13 protein-coding genes are annotated in these 16170 nt (G+C 73.9%); all 13 read left to right on the top strand.

The features are described 5' to 3' along the window. The first annotated feature begins 5 nt into the window (after positions 1-5). The gene (locus tag QRT04_RS05830; RefSeq protein ID WP_289454203.1) at positions 6-953 is read left to right on the top strand and encodes a hypothetical protein; all 948 of its coding nucleotides are present in this window, start codon (positions 6-8) and stop codon (positions 951-953) included. Continuing rightward, the gene (locus QRT04_RS05825; RefSeq protein ID WP_289454202.1) at positions 946-3003 is read left to right on the top strand and encodes an HlyD family efflux transporter periplasmic adaptor subunit; all 2058 of its coding nucleotides are present in this window, start codon (positions 946-948) and stop codon (positions 3001-3003) included. Before QRT04_RS05830 ends, QRT04_RS05825 begins: the two co-directional genes overlap by 8 nt. A 72-nt stretch (positions 3004-3075) precedes the next feature. Beyond that, positions 3076-3906, top strand: a complete 831-nt coding sequence (gene proC, locus QRT04_RS05820) for a pyrroline-5-carboxylate reductase (protein WP_289454201.1) — start codon at positions 3076-3078, stop codon at positions 3904-3906. A gap of 107 nt (positions 3907-4013) precedes the next feature. Next, positions 4014-5063 (top strand): LacI family DNA-binding transcriptional regulator, encoded by a 1050-nt coding sequence (locus QRT04_RS05815; protein ID WP_326522452.1) that lies wholly within the window; start codon positions 4014-4016, stop codon positions 5061-5063. Between the two features lie 136 nt (positions 5064-5199). Further along, a complete protein-coding gene (locus QRT04_RS05810; protein WP_289454198.1) occupies positions 5200-6807 on the top strand; it encodes a xylulokinase in 1608 nt (535 codons plus the stop codon). 112 nt (positions 6808-6919) lie between these two features. Further along, the gene (locus QRT04_RS05805; RefSeq protein ID WP_289454195.1) at positions 6920-7696 is read left to right on the top strand and encodes an L-ribulose-5-phosphate 4-epimerase; all 777 of its coding nucleotides are present in this window, start codon (positions 6920-6922) and stop codon (positions 7694-7696) included. A 5-nt stretch (positions 7697-7701) separates the two neighbouring features. After that, a complete protein-coding gene (gene araA / locus QRT04_RS05800) occupies positions 7702-9210 on the top strand; it encodes an L-arabinose isomerase (protein WP_289454193.1) in 1509 nt (502 codons plus the stop codon). 97 nt (positions 9211-9307) lie between these two features. After that, on the top strand, positions 9308-9943 hold the full coding sequence (locus tag QRT04_RS05795; RefSeq protein ID WP_289454192.1) for a dihydrofolate reductase family protein: 636 nt from the start codon (positions 9308-9310) through the stop codon (positions 9941-9943). 185 nt (positions 9944-10128) lie between these two features. Beyond that, entirely contained in the window at positions 10129-11145 is a 1017-nt protein-coding gene (locus QRT04_RS05790; RefSeq protein ID WP_289454191.1) for a LacI family DNA-binding transcriptional regulator, read from the top strand. A gap of 123 nt (positions 11146-11268) precedes the next feature. Continuing rightward, entirely contained in the window at positions 11269-12540 is a 1272-nt protein-coding gene (locus tag QRT04_RS05785; RefSeq protein ID WP_289454188.1) for a sugar ABC transporter substrate-binding protein, read from the top strand. A gap of 62 nt (positions 12541-12602) precedes the next feature. Beyond that, a complete protein-coding gene (locus QRT04_RS05780) occupies positions 12603-13589 on the top strand; it encodes a carbohydrate ABC transporter permease (protein WP_289454186.1) in 987 nt (328 codons plus the stop codon). Between the two features lies 1 nt (position 13590). Continuing rightward, positions 13591-14424, top strand: a complete 834-nt coding sequence (locus tag QRT04_RS05775; protein ID WP_289454184.1) for a carbohydrate ABC transporter permease — start codon at positions 13591-13593, stop codon at positions 14422-14424. Positions 14425-14436: 12 nt separating this feature from the next. Then, positions 14437-16149 (top strand): amylo-alpha-1,6-glucosidase, encoded by a 1713-nt coding sequence (locus QRT04_RS05770; RefSeq protein WP_289454182.1) that lies wholly within the window; start codon positions 14437-14439, stop codon positions 16147-16149. Positions 16150-16170: the final 21 nt, after the last annotated feature.

Below are 16170 nucleotides of genomic sequence, written 5' to 3'. Positions count from 1 at the left end.
CACCTGTGAACACCCGTCTGCGCCTCGCCGCGGCCCCGGCGATCCTCGCCACCGCGGCTGTCGTCCTGCTCGCCGGCTGCCAGGGGTCGTCGTCCGGGTCGGGCGGCGACCAGCCCTCGGCCGCGCCGAGCGCCCAGGCCGGTGGCCCGGGCAACGGGTCGGAGGGCGCCGCGGGCGACGGCCCGGGCCTCGCGCCCGGCGGCGGCGCGGTGACCGGCGAGATCGCGGCCGTCACCGGCACGGTCGCGCAGGTCCGCGGCACCGACGGCCAGACCTCGGTCACCTGGACCGGCTCGACCACGTTCGAGCGGACCACGACGGGCACGCTCGCCGACGTCAAGGTCGGCGCGTGCGTCACGGCCGTCGCCGTCGGCCAGGGCGCGGACGCGTCGTCCTCGTCGTCCGGCGCGGTGACGCGCGTGACGATCACGCCGGCCGGGTCGGACGGCACGTGCACCGGCGGCTTCGGCGGCGGGCGCGGCGGCTTCCCCGGCGGCCGCGACGGCCAGCGCCCGTCGGGCGCGCCGACGGACCTCCCGGGCGGCGGCCAGCGGGGTGCCAACGGTGAGCGACCGACCGGCGGCCCCGGCGCGGGCAGGTTCCCGGGCGGCTTCGGCGGCTTCACGAGCGGCAAGGTGACGGCCGTCAGCGGCTCGACCATCACGGTCGACGCGCTGCAGCTCGGCACGGGCGGCTCGACGCCGACGACCGCACCGAAGCAGGTCGCGGTCGACGCCTCGACGACCTACACGACGACCGCGAGGTCCGACGCGTCGGCCGTCAAGGTCGGGCTGTGCGCGGTCGCGCGCGGCAAGGCGGACGACAGCGGCGCGGTGACCGCGACGTCCATCACCCTGTCCGACAAGGTCGACGGCAGCTGCAGCACGGGCTTCGGCGGCCGCGGCTTCGGGCGCCCGGGCCAGGGCACGGGCGAGGGATCGACGAATGCCTGAGCCCCGCACCCGCAAGGCCCAGGGCCAGGGCAAGCCGGGCTCGGCGTCGGCTCGTCGCCGGGCGCGCCGCCGTCGCGTCGTCGCGCTGACCACAGTGGGTGCCGTCGTGCTCGTCGCCGCGGGCAGCGGCGTCGCGCTCGCGGCGTCGCACGACGACGCCGACCGGTACCGCACCGCGACGGTCGAGCGCGCGTCGGTCGAGCAGAAGGTCGACACGGTCGGCACGATCGCGTCGGCGACCCGGCGCGACATGGCGTTCTCGGTCGGCGGCACGGTCAGGAGCGTCAAGGTCACCGTCGGCCAGATCGTCACGGCCGGCCAGGTGCTCGCGACGCTCGACACGAGCGACCTCGACGACGCGGTCGACGCTGCGAAGTCCGCCCTCGCGACGGCCCAGCAGCAGCTCAGTGACGACCTCGCGTCGCAGACCAGCTCGAGCTCGTCGAGCACCGACTCCACCGGCACGGACCGGTCGGGCTCGTCGAACGGCTCCTTCCCGTCGGGCTCGAACGGGTCGACGGGCTCGCGCTCGAACGGCGCGGGGGCGGGCCCCTCGGGCTCCACCGGCTCGAACGGCTCGGGCTCGAACGGCACCGGCTCGACCCCGTCGGGCTCCGGCTCGACCACCACGAGCCCGGCGGTCGCCAAGGCGCTCGCGGCGGTCAAGGCGGCGCAGAGCGCGCTGCTCGCTCAGGCCGACGCGGCCGACAAGGCGCTGGCCGCGAGCACGCAGGCGGTGGCCGACGCGCAGACGGCGTGCACCGACCTGCTGGCCGTGACGGGCGACGACGTGTCGCCCGGCTCGGGCTCGGGCGACTCGTCCGACCCCGCGCCGAGCGTCTCACCGACCGCGGATGACTCCGACGGGTCCGGCGACACGTCGTCCGGGAGCTCGACGACGGACGGCGTCGCGATGGCGCTGGCCGCGTGCCAGAAGGCGGTCTCGGCGACGCAGACCGCGCAGCAGGCGACGAACGACGCGCAGTCGAAGGTCTCCGACCTGGCGACGGCGCTCGACAAGGCGGTCTCGGCGTACGAGCAGGCGCTCCAGCGGGCGTCGCAGGGCTCCTCGACGGGCACGAAGCCCTCGACGGGCACGGGCTCCTCGACGGGCACGAGGCCCTCGACCGGAGCGACGACCACCGCGGCCTCGTCGACCGGGTCGCCGACGATCGTGCTCGCCGCGGCCACGACGTCCACCGGCTCGAACCCGACCGGCGGCGCGGGCGGCTCGAACCCGACCGGCGGCTCGTCCGTGGCGTCGGCGGCGACGATCCTGGCCGACCGTGCGGCGATCAGGACGGCCGAGGCGAAGGTCACCGTCGCGGCGAGCAGGCTCGACCTCGCCACGCTGACGAGTCCCGTGCCGGGCCGGGTGGCGTCGGTCGGTCTGAAGCCCGACCAGTCGGTGAGCGCGTCGTCCACGTCGGCGGTCGTCACGATCATCGGCGCGGACGGCTACACGGTCAGCACGCAGGTGCCGCTCACCAAGATCGACATCGTGAAGGTCGGCCAGGCGGTGACCGCGACGACGGCGAGCACCCAGGGCACGCTGACCGGCACGGTCACGAGCATCGGCGTGCTCGACGTCTCGAGCACCTCCGACCCGGCGTACACCGTCGAGATCGCGCTCGACCCGACCGGCCGGGCCCTCTACGACGGCGCCTCGGCCCAGGTGGAGATCGCGGTCGCGGGCGCCTCCCAGGTGCTCACGGTGCCGACCTCGGCGGTGCACGTCGACGGCAGCACGGCCACGGTCGAGGTGCTGCGCGACGGCACGCCGACGACGGTCACCGTCGAACGCGGCGCCGTCGGCACCGACCGCACCGAGATCACCTCGGGCCTGAAGGCGGGCGACGAGGTGGTGCTCGCGGACCTCCGGGCGCAGATCGCGTCGAGCTCGAGCTCGTCGTCGCGCACCGGGCTCTCGGGGCTCGGCGGCACCGGCGGCCCGACGTTCGGCGGCAGCTTCCCCGGCGGGAGCTTCCCCGCGGGGGGCTTCAGTGGCGGCAGCTTCCCGGGCGGGTTCTCCGGCGGCGGCAACCGCTGACCCACCCGTGCCTCGCCGTCACCGTCCGTCGGTAGGCTTCCGGCGCACCGCACGCCGCGCGAGAGGACCGCCATGACCGACGACACGACCGCCCCGTACGTCGCCGTGCTCGGTGGCGGCGTGATGGGCGAGACGCTGCTGTCCGCGCTGCTCGGCGGCGGCTGGACGCCCGAGCGGGTGGAGGTCACCGAGAGCGCCGCGGTCCGGGCGAACGAGCTCGCGAGCCGGTACGGCGTGCGCACGGGCGCGTCGAACGCCGAGGCGGCCGCGCGCGCCGACGTCGTGCTCATCGCGGTGAAGCCCAACGTCGTCGGGTCGGTGCTCGCCGACGTCCGCGACCGGCTGCGCACGGGCGCGCTCGTCGTCAGCGTCGCCGCCGGCCTGCCGCTCTCGTTCTACGAGTCCCGCCTCGCCGCGGGCACGCCCGTCGTGCGCGTCATGCCCAACACCCCCGCCGTGATCGGCAAGGGCGCGAGCGCGATCGCGCGCGGCACCGCCACCGAGCCCGGCCACCTGGTGCTCGTCGAGCGCATCCTGGACAGCACCGGCCTCGTCGTGCGGGTGGACGAGAAGGACCTCGACGCCGTCACCGCGATCTCGGGCTCCGGCCCCGCGTACGCGTTCTACCTGATCGACGCGATGGCCGAGGCGGGCGTGCTGCTCGGGCTCAGCCGCGACCTCGCCACGCGGCTCGCGGTCGCGACGGTCGAGGGCTCGGCGGCGCTGGCAGCCGAGTCGGGCGACCACCCGGTGGTGCTCCGGGAGCGCGTCTCGTCGCCGGGCGGCACGACGGTCGCCGCGGTCCGTGAGCTCGACGCCCACGGCGTCCGCGCGGGCGTGGTCGCCGCGGCGCAGGCGGCGCGCGACCGCTCGCGGGAGCTCGGCGCGGCGTACTCGTCCTGACCCCGGCTGACGCGAGGAGCGCCCTAGGCTGCGGTGATACGTTTCCGGCGCCTGCGCCGGTCCGCGCCGCCCGGTGCGTCACCGATACCCCCGACGGGAGCACAGCCGTGAGCGTCGAGGCCCACGCCGCCGAGCGGCGCCGCGCGCCCTCCATGGCCGACGTCGCGGAGCTCGCGGGGGTGTCGCACCAGACGGTGTCCCGCGTGCTGAACGACCACCCGAACGTGCGGCCGGAGACGGCCGAGCGCGTGCGCGACGCGATCTCCCGCCTCGGGTACCGGCGCAACAGCGCGGCCCGCGCCCTCGTGACGCGACGCTCGGCGACCATCGGCGTGCTGACCACGAGCTCGGCGCTGTACGGCCCGACCAGCACGGTCGTGGCGCTCGAGGAGGCGGCGCGCGAGCGCGGGTACTTCGTCTCGCTCGCGTCGGTGCACACGTTCGAGGCCGAGCGGCTGCTCGACGCGCTCGACCACTTCATGGTGCAGGGCGTCGACGGCATCGTGGTGATCGCGCCGCAGGACGACGTCGCGACGGCCGTCGAAGGCGTGCGCACCGACCTGCCGGTCGTCATGATCGCCGCGCTGGACGACGACCACCTGCGGCCCGGCACCGTCTCGGTCGCGGTCGACCAGCGGCTCGGCGGCCGGCTCGTCACCGACCACCTGCTCGACCTCGGCCATCGTGACGTGCTGCACCTGGCCGGCCCGGCCGACTGGTTCGACGCGCGCGAGCGGGAGCGGGGCTGGAGCGAGGCGCTGCGCGACCGCGGCGTCGAGCCCGGGCACGTCGTGCGCTGCGACTGGTCGGCGCAGGCGGGCTACGACGCGGGGCAGCGGATCGCCGACGCGGTGCGCGCGGGGGACGGGCCGACTGCGGTCTTCGCGGCCAACGACCAGCTCGCGCTCGGCGTGCTGCGCGCGCTGTGGGAGCGGGGCGTGCGCGTCCCCGACGACGTCTCGGTCGCGGGCTTCGACGACATCGCGGGTGCGGCGTTCTTCGTCCCGTCCCTGACCACCGTGAGCCAGCCGTTCGCGGCGGTCGGCCGGCAGGCGCTGACGGCGCTCACCGAGGCGATCGGGGGCGCGGCGGTGGGCGCGCGTCTCATCGAGCCGACGCTCGTCGTCCGCGCGAGCACGGCGGGGCCACGGGCGTGACGGGGTGCCGGCCGCGGTCCGCCCCGCGATTGACACCTCTGCATTTGTTAGCGCTAACATCGCAGCACCGCGCCGGCACGTCGACGCGGCGCGCCCGCACCTCGGTGCGTGGCGGCGGACGGTCGAGGAGGACCTGATGGCGGACCAGGCTCGCAGCGAGAGCAGCGGCCGCGACGCCGTCGCCGCCGGCCGCGCGGTGCTCGGCATCGAGCTCGGCTCGACGCGCATCAAGGCCTGTCTGATCGACCCGGACGCCCAGGTGCTCGCGACGGGCGGCCACGCGTGGGAGAACCGCCTCGTCGACGGCCGCTGGACGTACGGCCTCGACGAGGTGTGGAGCGGCCTGCAGGCGGCCGTCGCCGACCTGCGCGCGGACGTCGAGCGCCGGCACGGCGTGCGGCTGACCGCGGTCCGGGCGCTCGGCGTCTCGGCGATGATGCACGGCTACCTCGCGTTCGACGCCGCCGGCGAGCTGCTCGTGCCGTTCCGGACGTGGCGCAACACGTCGACCGGCCCCGCGGCGCAGGAGCTCACCGACCGGCTCGGCTTCAACGTCCCGCTGCGCTGGTCGATCGCGCACCTGTACCAGGCCGTGATCGACGACGAGCCGCACGTCGCACGCATCGCGCACCTGACGACGCTCGCGGGCTACGTCCACGAGCGGCTCACCGGTCGCCAGGTGCTCGGCGTCGGCGACGCGTCCGGCATGTTCCCGATCGACCCGGCGACCGGCACGTACGACGCCGCGATGCTGGCCACGACCGACGCGCTGCTCGCGGCCCGCGGCACGGCGCTGCGCCTCGGCGACCTGCTCCCCGAGGTCCTCCGGGCCGGCCAGGACGCGGGTCGGCTCACCGACGAGGGCGCGCGGCTGCTCGACCCCAGCGGCACGCTGCGCGCCGGCGCGGCGGTGTGCCCGCCCGAGGGCGACGCGGGCACCGGCATGGTCGCGACGAACGCCGTCCTGCCGCGCACGGGCAACGTCAGCGTCGGCACGAGCATCTTCGCGATGGTCGTCCTCGAGCGCGCGCTCTCGCAGGTGCACCCCGAGATCGACGTCGTCACGACGCCCGCGGGCGACCCGGTCGCGATGGTGCACTGCAACAACGGTGCGAGCGAGCTCGGCGCGTGGGCGGACCTGTTCGGCCGGTTCGCCACCGTGCTCGGGCACCCGACGGGCGGCGACGAGGTGTTCGCCGCGCTGCTGGGCGAGGCGGTCGAGGGCGATGCCGACGCGGGCGGCCTGCTCGCGTACAACACGCTGTCCGGCGAGCCCGTCACCGGGCTGGCCGAGGGCCGGCCCCTCGTCGTGCGCACTCCCGACAGCCGGCTGACCCTCGCCAACTTCGTGCGCGCGCAGGTCTACGCCGCGTTCGCCGCGCTGAGCCTCGGCATGCGCGTCCTGACGCAGGAGGGCGCGCAGGTCGACGAGCTCGTGGCCCACGGCGGCATGTTCCGCACGCGCGGCGTCGCGCAGCGGTTCCTCGCCGCGGCGCTCGGCGTGCCCGTCGCCGTCGGCGACGCCGCGAGCGAGGGCGGCGCGTGGGGCATCGCGGTGCTCGCCGCCTACCTGGACGCCGCCGCCGACCAGGACCTCGCCGGGTACCTCGCGTCCCACGTCTTCTCAGACGCCGCGGTCGAGGTCACCGCGCCGGCGGCCGAGGACGTCGCGGGCTTCACGGCCTACCTCGACCGGTACGTCGCCGGTCTCGCGATCGAGCGTGCGGCGGTGGACGCCACCTAGGCAGACACCCCCGGGGGCGCCGCTGCTACCGACGACGGCCGGGCGGCCCCACGCCGGGGACTTGTCCCGCACGCGCCACCGGCCGACCATCTCGACAGACAGGACCCGCACCATGACCACCACGCCAGCGCCCGAGGCGCCCGGCGGCATCCCGCCCGAGGCCGCGGACGACGTGCGCCGCGCGCGCGAGCTCGTCGCGCGCCTGCACGCCGAGCTGCCCCGGTGGGGGCTCGTCGTCTGGACCGCGGGCAACGTGTCGCAGCGCGTGCGCGTCGCCGGCGGCGCCGACCTGCTCGTCATCAAGCCGTCGGGCGTCACGTACGACGAGCTGACGCCCGAGGCGATGGTCGTGTGCGACCTCGACGGCAACCTCGTCGAGGGGGACCGGTCGCCGTCGTCCGACACCGCGGCGCACGCGTACGTCTACCGGAACATGCCCGACGTCGGCGGCGTCGTGCACACGCACTCGACGTATGCGACCGCGTGGGCCGCGCGCGCCGAGCCCGTGCCGTGCGTGCTGACGATGATGGCCGACGAGTTCGGCGGCGACATCCCGGTCGGGCCGTTCGCGCTGATCGGCGACGACTCGATCGGCCGCGGCATCGTCGAGACCCTGCGCGGCTCGCGCAGCCCCGCGGTCCTCATGCGCAACCACGGCCCGTTCACCATCGGCCGCGACGCGACCGCCGCCGTCAAGGCCGCGGTGATGGTCGAGGAGGTGGCGCGCACGGTCCACGTCGCGCGCCAGCTCGGCGACCCCCTGCCCATCGACCAGCGCGACATCGACGCGCTGTACGCGCGGTACCAGAACGTGTACGGCCAGCCCGGTCAGCCCGGCCAGGGCCACCAGAGCAGCCACAACCCGGCGGAGCCGGGCGAGGAGGAGTGACGAGCATGCAGAACCCGTTCGACGGCAAGGAGATCTGGTTCCTCACAGGGAGCCAGGGCCTCTACGGCGAGGACGTCCTCGCGCAGGTCGCGCAGCAGTCGCAGGCGGTCGCGGCCGCGCTCGACGCCGCGCCCGACGTCCCGGTGCGCATCGTCTGGAAGCCGGTCCTGACGGACTCCGACGCCATCCGCCGGGCGGTGCTCGACGCGGGAGCGGACGACGCGTGCCTCGGCGTGGTCGCGTGGATGCACACGTTCAGCCCGGCGAAGATGTGGATCCGTGGCCTCGACGTGCTGACGAAGCCGCTGCTCCAGCTGCACACCCAGGCGAACGTCGAGCTCCCGTGGTCGACGATCGACATGGACTTCATGAACCTCAACCAGGCCGCGCACGGCGACCGGGAGTTCGGCTACATCCTGAGCCGGATGGACGTGCCGCGGAAGGTCGTCGCCGGGCACACCACCGACCCGCGGGTCCAGCAGCAGGTCGGCACGTGGGTCCGCGCCGCGGCCGGTCGCGCGGCGATGGGCGCGATGCGGCTCGCGCGCTTCGGCGACAACATGCGCAACGTCGCGGTGACCGAGGGCGACAAGACCGAGGCCGAGGTCCGGTTCGGCGTCTCGGTCAACACGTGGGGCGTCAACGACCTGGTCGCGGCCGTCGACGCGGCGTCCGACGCCGACGTCGACGCGCTCGTCGCCGAGTACGAGGACCTCTACGACGTCGTGCCCGAGCTGCGCCGCGACGGCGACCGCCACGAGTCGCTGCGCTACGGTGCGCGCATCGAGCTCGGCCTGCGCTCGTTCCTCGAGGGCGGCGGTTTCACGGCCTTCACCACCAACTTCGAGGACCTCGGCGGCCTGCGCCAGCTGCCCGGCCTCGCGGTGCAGCGCCTGATGGCCGACGGGTACGGGTTCGGCGCCGAGGGCGACTGGAAGACGGCAGTGCTCGTGCGGACCGCCAAGGTGATGGGCCACGGCCTGCCCGGCGGCGCGTCACTGATGGAGGACTACACCTACGACCTGACGCCCGGCTCGGAGCTGATCCTCGGCGCGCACATGCTCGAGATCTGCCCCACGCTGACCACCGGCCGCCCCCGCCTCGAGATCCACCCGCTCGGCATCGGCGACCGCGAGGACCCGGTCCGCCTCGTGTTCGAGGCCGACGCCGGCCCGGGCGTCGTCGTCGCGCTCAGCGACATGCGCGACCGGTTCCGCCTCGTCGCGAACGAGGTCGACGTGGTGGCGGCGCCGCAGTCGCTGCCGAGGCTGCCCGTCGCGCACGCCGTGTGGTCGCCGAAGCCGGACTTCGCGACGTCGGCGTCGGGGTGGCTGCTCGCGGGTGCGGCGCACCACACCGTGATGTCGACGGCGGTGGGCGTCGAGGCGTTCGAGGACCTGGCTCGCATGACGCGCACCGAGCTCGTCACGATCGACGCGGACAGCACCCGCCGCGGCGTCGAGAACGAGCTGCGCTGGAACGCGGTGTACCGCCGCGTCGCCGACGGCATCTGACGCAGGCCGCGCACCCGGGCCGCGCGCCCGGGGGCGCGGTCGGGGTGCCTGGCTAGGCTCGACGGGTCCGCCCGACGCGCTGCGAGGAGGCCCCGCCGTGGGACGCGTGCACATCGACCTGTTCACCACGCTCGACGGCGTCGCCCAGGCGCCCGGCGGCCCCGAGGAGGACGCGTCCGGCGCGTTCCCGTGGGGCGGCTGGCAGGCGCCGCTGATCGACGACGTCGCCGGTCAGTGGGTGCTCGACGGGATGGCCGGCCTCGACGCCCTGCTGCTCGGCCGCCGGACCTACGACATCTTCGCGGCGTACTGGCCGCACCAGGACGACACGATCGGCCGCCTGTTCAACGCGGTGCCGAAGTACGTCGCGAGCCGCGGTACCCCCGCCCTCGGCTGGCCCGGCTCGACGGCGCTCGGGCCGGACCTCGCCGCCGAGGTGGGCGCGCTGCGCGAGCGGCACGAGCACGTGCACGTGATCGGCAGCGTCGACCTCGTGCAGACGCTGCTCGCGGAGGAGCTGTACGACGTCCTCACGCTGTGGGTGCACCCCGTCGTGCTCGGGGAGGGCAAGAAGGTGCTCCCCGACGGGGCCGCGCCCGCGCGCGTGCGGCTGCTCGAACCGCCTGCCGCGTCGCCGAACGGCATCGTGCGCCTGCTCTACGGCCCGACCGGCGACCGCCCGACGACGGGCGACATGACCGTCGTCGACCACGCCGGCGGCGACTGGGGCTGACGGTCGCGCCGAGGTTCGCCCAGCACCAGAGAGATGGTTCGCCCGGGGCCTTGACGCCGCGTCGTGTGAGCGCTCACACTCGTCCCGGACGCGAGTCCCGAGACTCGTCGTCCACCCACCCCCGACGCCGCCGTCGGGAAAACGCAGGGCTTTCGAACCGGTTCGACGATGAAGCGGAGCACGGCATGAGCACGATCGGCGACGTCGCCAAGCACGCGGGGGTCTCCCGCAGCACGGTGTCGTACGCGCTGTCCGGCAAGCGTGCGATCTCGGAGGAGACGCGTGCCCGGATCGAGCGGGCGATCGCGGAGCTCGGCTTCACCCCGAACGCCGGTGCCCGCGCGCTCAAGACCGCGGAGACGATGGTGCTGGGCCTCATGCTCGAGTTCCACGCCGACGAGTTCGCGCCCGCGATGCTCCAGTACGTCCTCCCGGTCTCGCAGGCGGCGCGTGAGCTCGGCTACGACATCCTCATGGTCACCGACCCGGACGGTCCGAAGGCGGTGCACCGCATCGCGGACTCGGACATGGTCGACGGGATCGTGCTGCTCGACGTCACGGCGGCCGACCCCCGGCTGCCGTCCCTGCGGGCGGTCCGCAAGCCGGCGGCGCTCATCGGGCTCCCGTCGGACACGGCCGGGCTCGACATCGTCGACCTCGACTTCGGCGAGGCCGCGCGCATGCTCGTCGACCACCTGCAGGCGCTCGGGCACCGCGAGATCGTGCTGATCTCGCCGCCGCACCACGTCGTCGAGCGTGGCGGCTCGTACGTCTGGCGGTTCCGCGACGGCGCGATCGAGCGCGCGGCGCGCTACGGCCTGCAGATCCACGCGTACTACGGCGAGTCGCGGCAGCCGGCGATCCGGCGCAGCGTCGAGGCGATCCTCGACGCCCACCCCGCCGCGACGGGCCTGATCGTGCACAACGACGCCACGGTCGCCGCGCTGCCGACCATCCTGCGCGACCGCGGCGTGGGCGTGCCGGACGACCTGAGCGTCGTCAGCCTCTACTCGCGCGACTTCGGCGAGGAGTTCTCGCTGCCGTTCACGGCCGTCGAGTCGGCGGCCGACGACCTCGGTCGACACGCGGTCGCCCAGCTCGTGCGCCGCATCACCCGCTCTCCGGACGCCGGTCCGCCCGTCGTCCGGTTCGTCCCACCGGTCATCAGCGACCGAGGCAGCACGCGCCACCGCCGCCGCTGACGGCCATCCCCACCCGGCACCTCGCCGCACCAGGGCTGTCGAATCGGTTCGCAAGCTCGGCGCCCTTCGTCAGGACATGCAGCTCCCCGGCACGACACAGCACGATTCAGAGAGGAACCTCCTGTGTTCAGCACCTCCAGCACCCAGCGGGTGACCGGCCTCGCAGCCGCGGCGGCTCTCGTCACCGTCCTCGCGGCCTGCAGCAGCAACGGCACGAGCGGCTCGACCACCGACACGGGCACGTCCGGCTCGGGCTCGACGCTCAGCACGGTCAACGTCTGGGACCCGTACCCGCAGTACGACGACAGCTCGGACTGGGCGAAGTACCTCCAGACGTGCGCGCCGTCGGGCGTCACGCTCAAGCGGACCACGGCCGCGACGGCCGACCTGCTCAACAACCTCACGACCGCGGTGAAGGCGGGCAACGCACCCGACGTGATCATGCTCGACAACCCGGCCGTGCCGGATGCGGCGTCGTCGGGGCTGCTGGCCCCGGCGTCCGACGTCGGCATCGACACGAGCGGCTTCGACGCCAACCTGGCCGGCCCCGGCACGGTGGACGGCACCGCCTACGGCGTCCCGATCGGGGCGAACACCCTCGGCCTGTACTACAACGAGGCCATCCTCACCAAGGACGGTGTCGACCCGGCGAGCATCACGAGCTGGGACGGCCTCAACGCCGCGCTCGCCAAGGTCAAGCAGGCGGGCGACAAGGGCATCACGTTCTCGGGCATCACCGGCGAGGAGGGCGTCTTCCAGTTCCTCCCGTGGTTCTGGGGCGCGGGTGCGAACCTTAAGGACATCGGCTCCGACCAGGCGGTCGCCGCCGGCCAGCTCGTCTCCGACTGGATCGGCAAGGGCTACGCCCCCAAGTCGGCCATCACCGACAACCAGTCGGCGTCGTGGGACCTGTTCCTGACGGGCAAGTACGCGTTCGCCGAGAACGGCTCGTGGTTCGCGCAGGCCGCGGCCAAGCTCACGGACTTCAAGGCCGTCGCGGTCGCCCTGCCGGGCAAGGACGGCGGCGCCGCTCCCGTCCCGACCGGTGGTGAGTTCGTCCTCGCGCCGCTGCAGAACAAGGACAGCGCCGCGCACTACGCCCTCGCCAAGCAGGTGATCAACTGCCTCGTCGGTGCGGACAACCAGGTGAAGACCGCGACGCAGCTCGGCTACTTCGCCGCGAACAAGGACCTGCGCGCCCAGCAGATCGCGTCCGACCCGGTGTGGAAGCCGTGGGCCGCCGCGATCGAGGCGGCGCAGGGCCGCACCACCGACCTCGGCGCGGACTACACGGCGACGTCGGCGAACCTGTCGACCGCCCTGCAGGGCGCCCTCAACGCCGCGGGCGACGCGTCCAAGGTCAAGGACGCGTTCACCCAGGCCGCCCAGGGCTGACGCACGACGGCGTGGCGGCCCGCACCGCAACGGGCCGCCACGCCCCCGCAAGGAGACGATCGGTGACATCCGTGGGAACCCCGACATCAGGGCCCGTGCCCGCCGCCGCGCCGCACGCCGCGGCGGCGGGTCCGTCGCGCCTGACGACCCCGCCGCGTCGGCGCGGCCGCGTGCGCCCGACGACGTGGGCAGGCCTGGCCTTCGCCGCGCCGCTGCTCGCGTACCTCGCCGTGTTCTACGCGTACCCGCTCTGGACGAACGTCTCGATGAGCCTGCACCGGTTCACGCGCGCGACGTTCGTCACGGGCAAGGCGCCGTACGCCGGACTCGACATCTATCGCGAGGTCATCAGCTCGCCGCAGTTCTGGCCGACCGTGCGGCAGACCGCGATCTTCGTGGTCGTCTCGCTGGTCTTCCAGTACGCGATCGGGCTCGCGCTCGCCGAGTTCTTCCGCCGGGCGTTCCCGCTGTCGACCGTGCTCCGCGGCCTCTTCCTCGTGCCGTGGCTGCTGCCGATCATCGTCTCGGCGACCACGTGGCAGTGGATGATGGACGCCGACTCCGGCATCATCAACCGCTTCCTCGGGGTCGTCGGCATCGACCCGGTCTGGTGGCTCAACGCCGACCACGCGCTGATGTCCGTGACGATCGCCAACATCTGGCTCGGCATCCCGTTCAACCTCGTCGTCCTCTACTCGGGGCTGCAGAACATCCCGGGCGAGCTGTACGAGGCGGCCTCGCTCGACGGCGCGGGTGCGTGGAAGCAGTTCTGGACGATCACGTTCCCGCTGCTACGGCCGGTCACCGCGATCACGCTGCTGCTGGGCTTCGTCTACACGCTCAAGGTCGTCGACATCATCTGGATCATGACGTTCGGGACCGGGACGTCCCAGACGCTCGCGACGTGGGCGTACGCGATGGCCTTCGGCAAGGGCAGCTCGGCGGTCATCAAGTACTCCGAGGCGTCCGTCGTCGGCACGATCCTCCTGCTCGTGGCGCTGCTCATGGGCTTCGTGTACCTGTTCGTCCAGCGCCGCCAGGAGGACTGAGATGGCTGCCCTGACCGAGCACCGCGTGCGCCGCACGTGGTGGAAGACCACGGTCGGCGTGGTCCTCACCGCCCTGATGCTGTTCCCCGTCTACTGGATGGTGAACGTCTCGCTCACCGCCCGCGGCTCGATCCGCGACGGGGACCTGTACCCGAAGGACTTCACGCTCGACCACTACCGCGTCGTCCTGCACGACCAGCTGCCGTACCTCGGCACGAGCATGGTCGTGGGCATCGGCACGGTCGTCGTCACGCTGCTGATCGCGGCGCCCGCGGCGTTCGCGCTGTCCAAGCTGGTCCTGCCGGGACGGCGGACGCTCAGCTTCCTGCTGATCGTGGCGCAGATGGTCCCGGCCGTCGTCATGGCCCTGGGGTTCTACACGATCTACACGAACCTCGGGATCCTCGACACGGTGCCGGGGCTGATCCTCGCCGACTCGACGATCGCCGTGCCGTTCGCGGTCATGCTGTTCGCCGCGTTCATGACGGGCATCCCGCGCGAGCTCCTCCAGGCGGCACAGATCGACGGGGCGTCGCAGTGGCGCACGTTCCGGTCGGTCGTGCTGCCGGTGTCGCGCAACGCCGCCGTGACCGTCGCCCTGTTCGCGTTCCTGTGGGCGTGGTCCGACTTCCTGTTCGCGTCGACGCTCAACCGCGGCGGGGGCGACCTGCGCCCGATCACGATGGGCATCTACGACTACATCGGCTCCCAGAACCAGGAGTGGGGCCCGATGATGGCGACCGCCGTCCTGGCCTCGATCCCCGCGGCGATCCTGCTGGTCGTCGCGCAGAAGTACGTGGCCGCCGGCGTGACCGCCGGCGCCGTGAAGGACTGAGAGAAAGCCCGGATGACGCCCTCACCCCCGTTCGCGCTGCCCACCTTCGACGTCCGCGACGTGCCGTTCTCGGTGCGCGGGTCGTGGCTCGACCTGTCGCCGGTCGTCGGGCTGCACACGCGCCACGACGACGTGCACCTCGTGTCGCACCGCAACGGCATGCACGCGGTGCTGCGCTGCGAGCCGGTCGCCGGCTCGGCGCCCGTCGAGTGGCACGCCGACGCCGCGCGGTTCACGTGGCGCGCGGGTCACGCCGCGGTCGAGGCGGTGTTCGCCGGGCTGCGCGCGCTGCGGCTGCGGGGCACGGCCCTCGCGCTGCGGCTCGTCGACGCCGCGGGCGGCCTCACCCCGTTCACCGGCACGTACCTGTACGTCGACCCCGTCGACGGTTCCGCGGTGTTCACGTCGTACGAGACGGGCCGGCGCTACCGCGTCACGATGCTCACGGGTCGGCTCGAGGTCGACGGCAGCGAGGCGCTCGGCGTCGCGGACCGCGCCGTGACGCTCGGGGCGGGCGAGCCGTCGTGGGAGGCCGTCGTCGAGGAGATCGACGCCGCCGCCGAGCCGTTCGTGCCGCTCGGCACGTTCGACGAGACGGTCGCCGCGGTGGCCCGCACGTTCACCGACTACCTCGACGCGGTCGCGCCGTGGCGGTCGGCGGCGACCCCGGCGGCGGACCTCGCGGCCTACGTGCTGTGGTCGGCGACGGCCGCGCCCGAGGGGCTCGCCGCGCGCGAGTCGGTCCTCATGTCGATGCACTGGATGGACAAGCTCTGGAGCTGGGACCACTGCTTCAACGCGCTCGCGCTCGCGGCCGGCCAGCCCGACGCCGCGCTCGACCAGTTCCTCGCGCCGTTCGACCACCAGGACGCGACGGGCGCGCTGCCCGACTCGATCACGCACTCCGAGGTGCTCTACAACTTCGTCAAGCCGCCGATCCACGGCTGGGCGCTGCGTCACCTGCGGGCCCGCGCGAGCCGCGCGCTGACCGACGCGCAGCTCCGCGAGATCCACGGGCGCCTCGCCCGCTGGTCGACCTTCTGGCTGGAGCGTCGCCGCGTGGCCGGCCACGCGCTGCCCTACTACCAGCACGGCAACGACAGCGGATGGGACAACTCCACGACGTTCGACGTCGACCGCGTCATCGAGTCGCCCGACCTCGCGGCGTTCCTCGTGCTCCAGCTCGAGGTGCTCGCGGACCTGTCCGACGAGCTCGGGCTCGCCTCGGCCGCCTGGCGCGCGGAGCGCGACGCGCTGCTCCACGCGCTGGTGGACGAGCTGTGGACCGGCACCGAGCTCGTCGCGGTCGGCGCGCTCTCGGGCCGCGCGAGCACCGCCACGAGCCTGCTCAACCTGCTCCCTCTGGTGCTCGGTGAGCGCCTGCCCGACGACGTCCGGGCCGCCCTCGCCGCGCGGGTCGAACGCCACCTCACCGAGTTCGGCCCGGCGACCGAGCCGGTCGACTCGCCGCACTACGAGGACGACGGCTACTGGCGCGGCCCGATCTGGGCCCCCTCGACCGCACTCATCGAGGACGGGCTGCGCGTCAGCGGGTTCACCGACCTCGCCGACACCGTGAGCGCGAGGTTCCGCGCGCTGTGCGAGCGGTCCGGCTTCGCGGAGAACTTCGACGCCCGCACGGGCGCGGGGCTGCGCGACCGCGCCTACACGTGGACGGCCGCCGTCTACCTCGTGCTCGCGGCCGACGCGGTGTCCCGGGGCTGAGCCGCCGTCGCGCCGGGTCGG

It is taken from the genome of Cellulomonas alba (assembly GCF_030362835.1).
GTDB lineage: Bacteria > Actinomycetota > Actinomycetes > Actinomycetales > Cellulomonadaceae > Cellulomonas > Cellulomonas alba.
The sequence above is the reverse complement of the archived record's forward strand: the minus strand, read 5'-3'. Positions and strand labels throughout refer to the sequence as shown.

What these genes read in the sequence shown, in the direction of transcription:
- QRT04_RS05810 (WP_289454198.1), top strand. Translation starts at nt 5,200, where the DNA reads ATGGCGGACCAGGCTCGCAGCGAGAGCAGCGGCCGCGACGCCGTCGCC.
- QRT04_RS05790 (WP_289454191.1), top strand. Translation starts at nt 10,129, where the DNA reads ATGAGCACGATCGGCGACGTCGCCAAGCACGCGGGGGTCTCCCGCAGC.
- QRT04_RS05770 (WP_289454182.1), top strand. Translation starts at nt 14,437, where the DNA reads ATGACGCCCTCACCCCCGTTCGCGCTGCCCACCTTCGACGTCCGCGAC.
- QRT04_RS05825 (WP_289454202.1), top strand. Translation starts at nt 946, where the DNA reads ATGCCTGAGCCCCGCACCCGCAAGGCCCAGGGCCAGGGCAAGCCGGGC.
- QRT04_RS05805 (WP_289454195.1), top strand. Translation starts at nt 6,920, where the DNA reads ATGACCACCACGCCAGCGCCCGAGGCGCCCGGCGGCATCCCGCCCGAG.
- QRT04_RS05775 (WP_289454184.1), top strand. Translation starts at nt 13,591, where the DNA reads ATGGCTGCCCTGACCGAGCACCGCGTGCGCCGCACGTGGTGGAAGACC.
- proC (WP_289454201.1), top strand. Translation starts at nt 3,076, where the DNA reads ATGACCGACGACACGACCGCCCCGTACGTCGCCGTGCTCGGTGGCGGC.
- araA (WP_289454193.1), top strand. Translation starts at nt 7,702, where the DNA reads ATGCAGAACCCGTTCGACGGCAAGGAGATCTGGTTCCTCACAGGGAGC.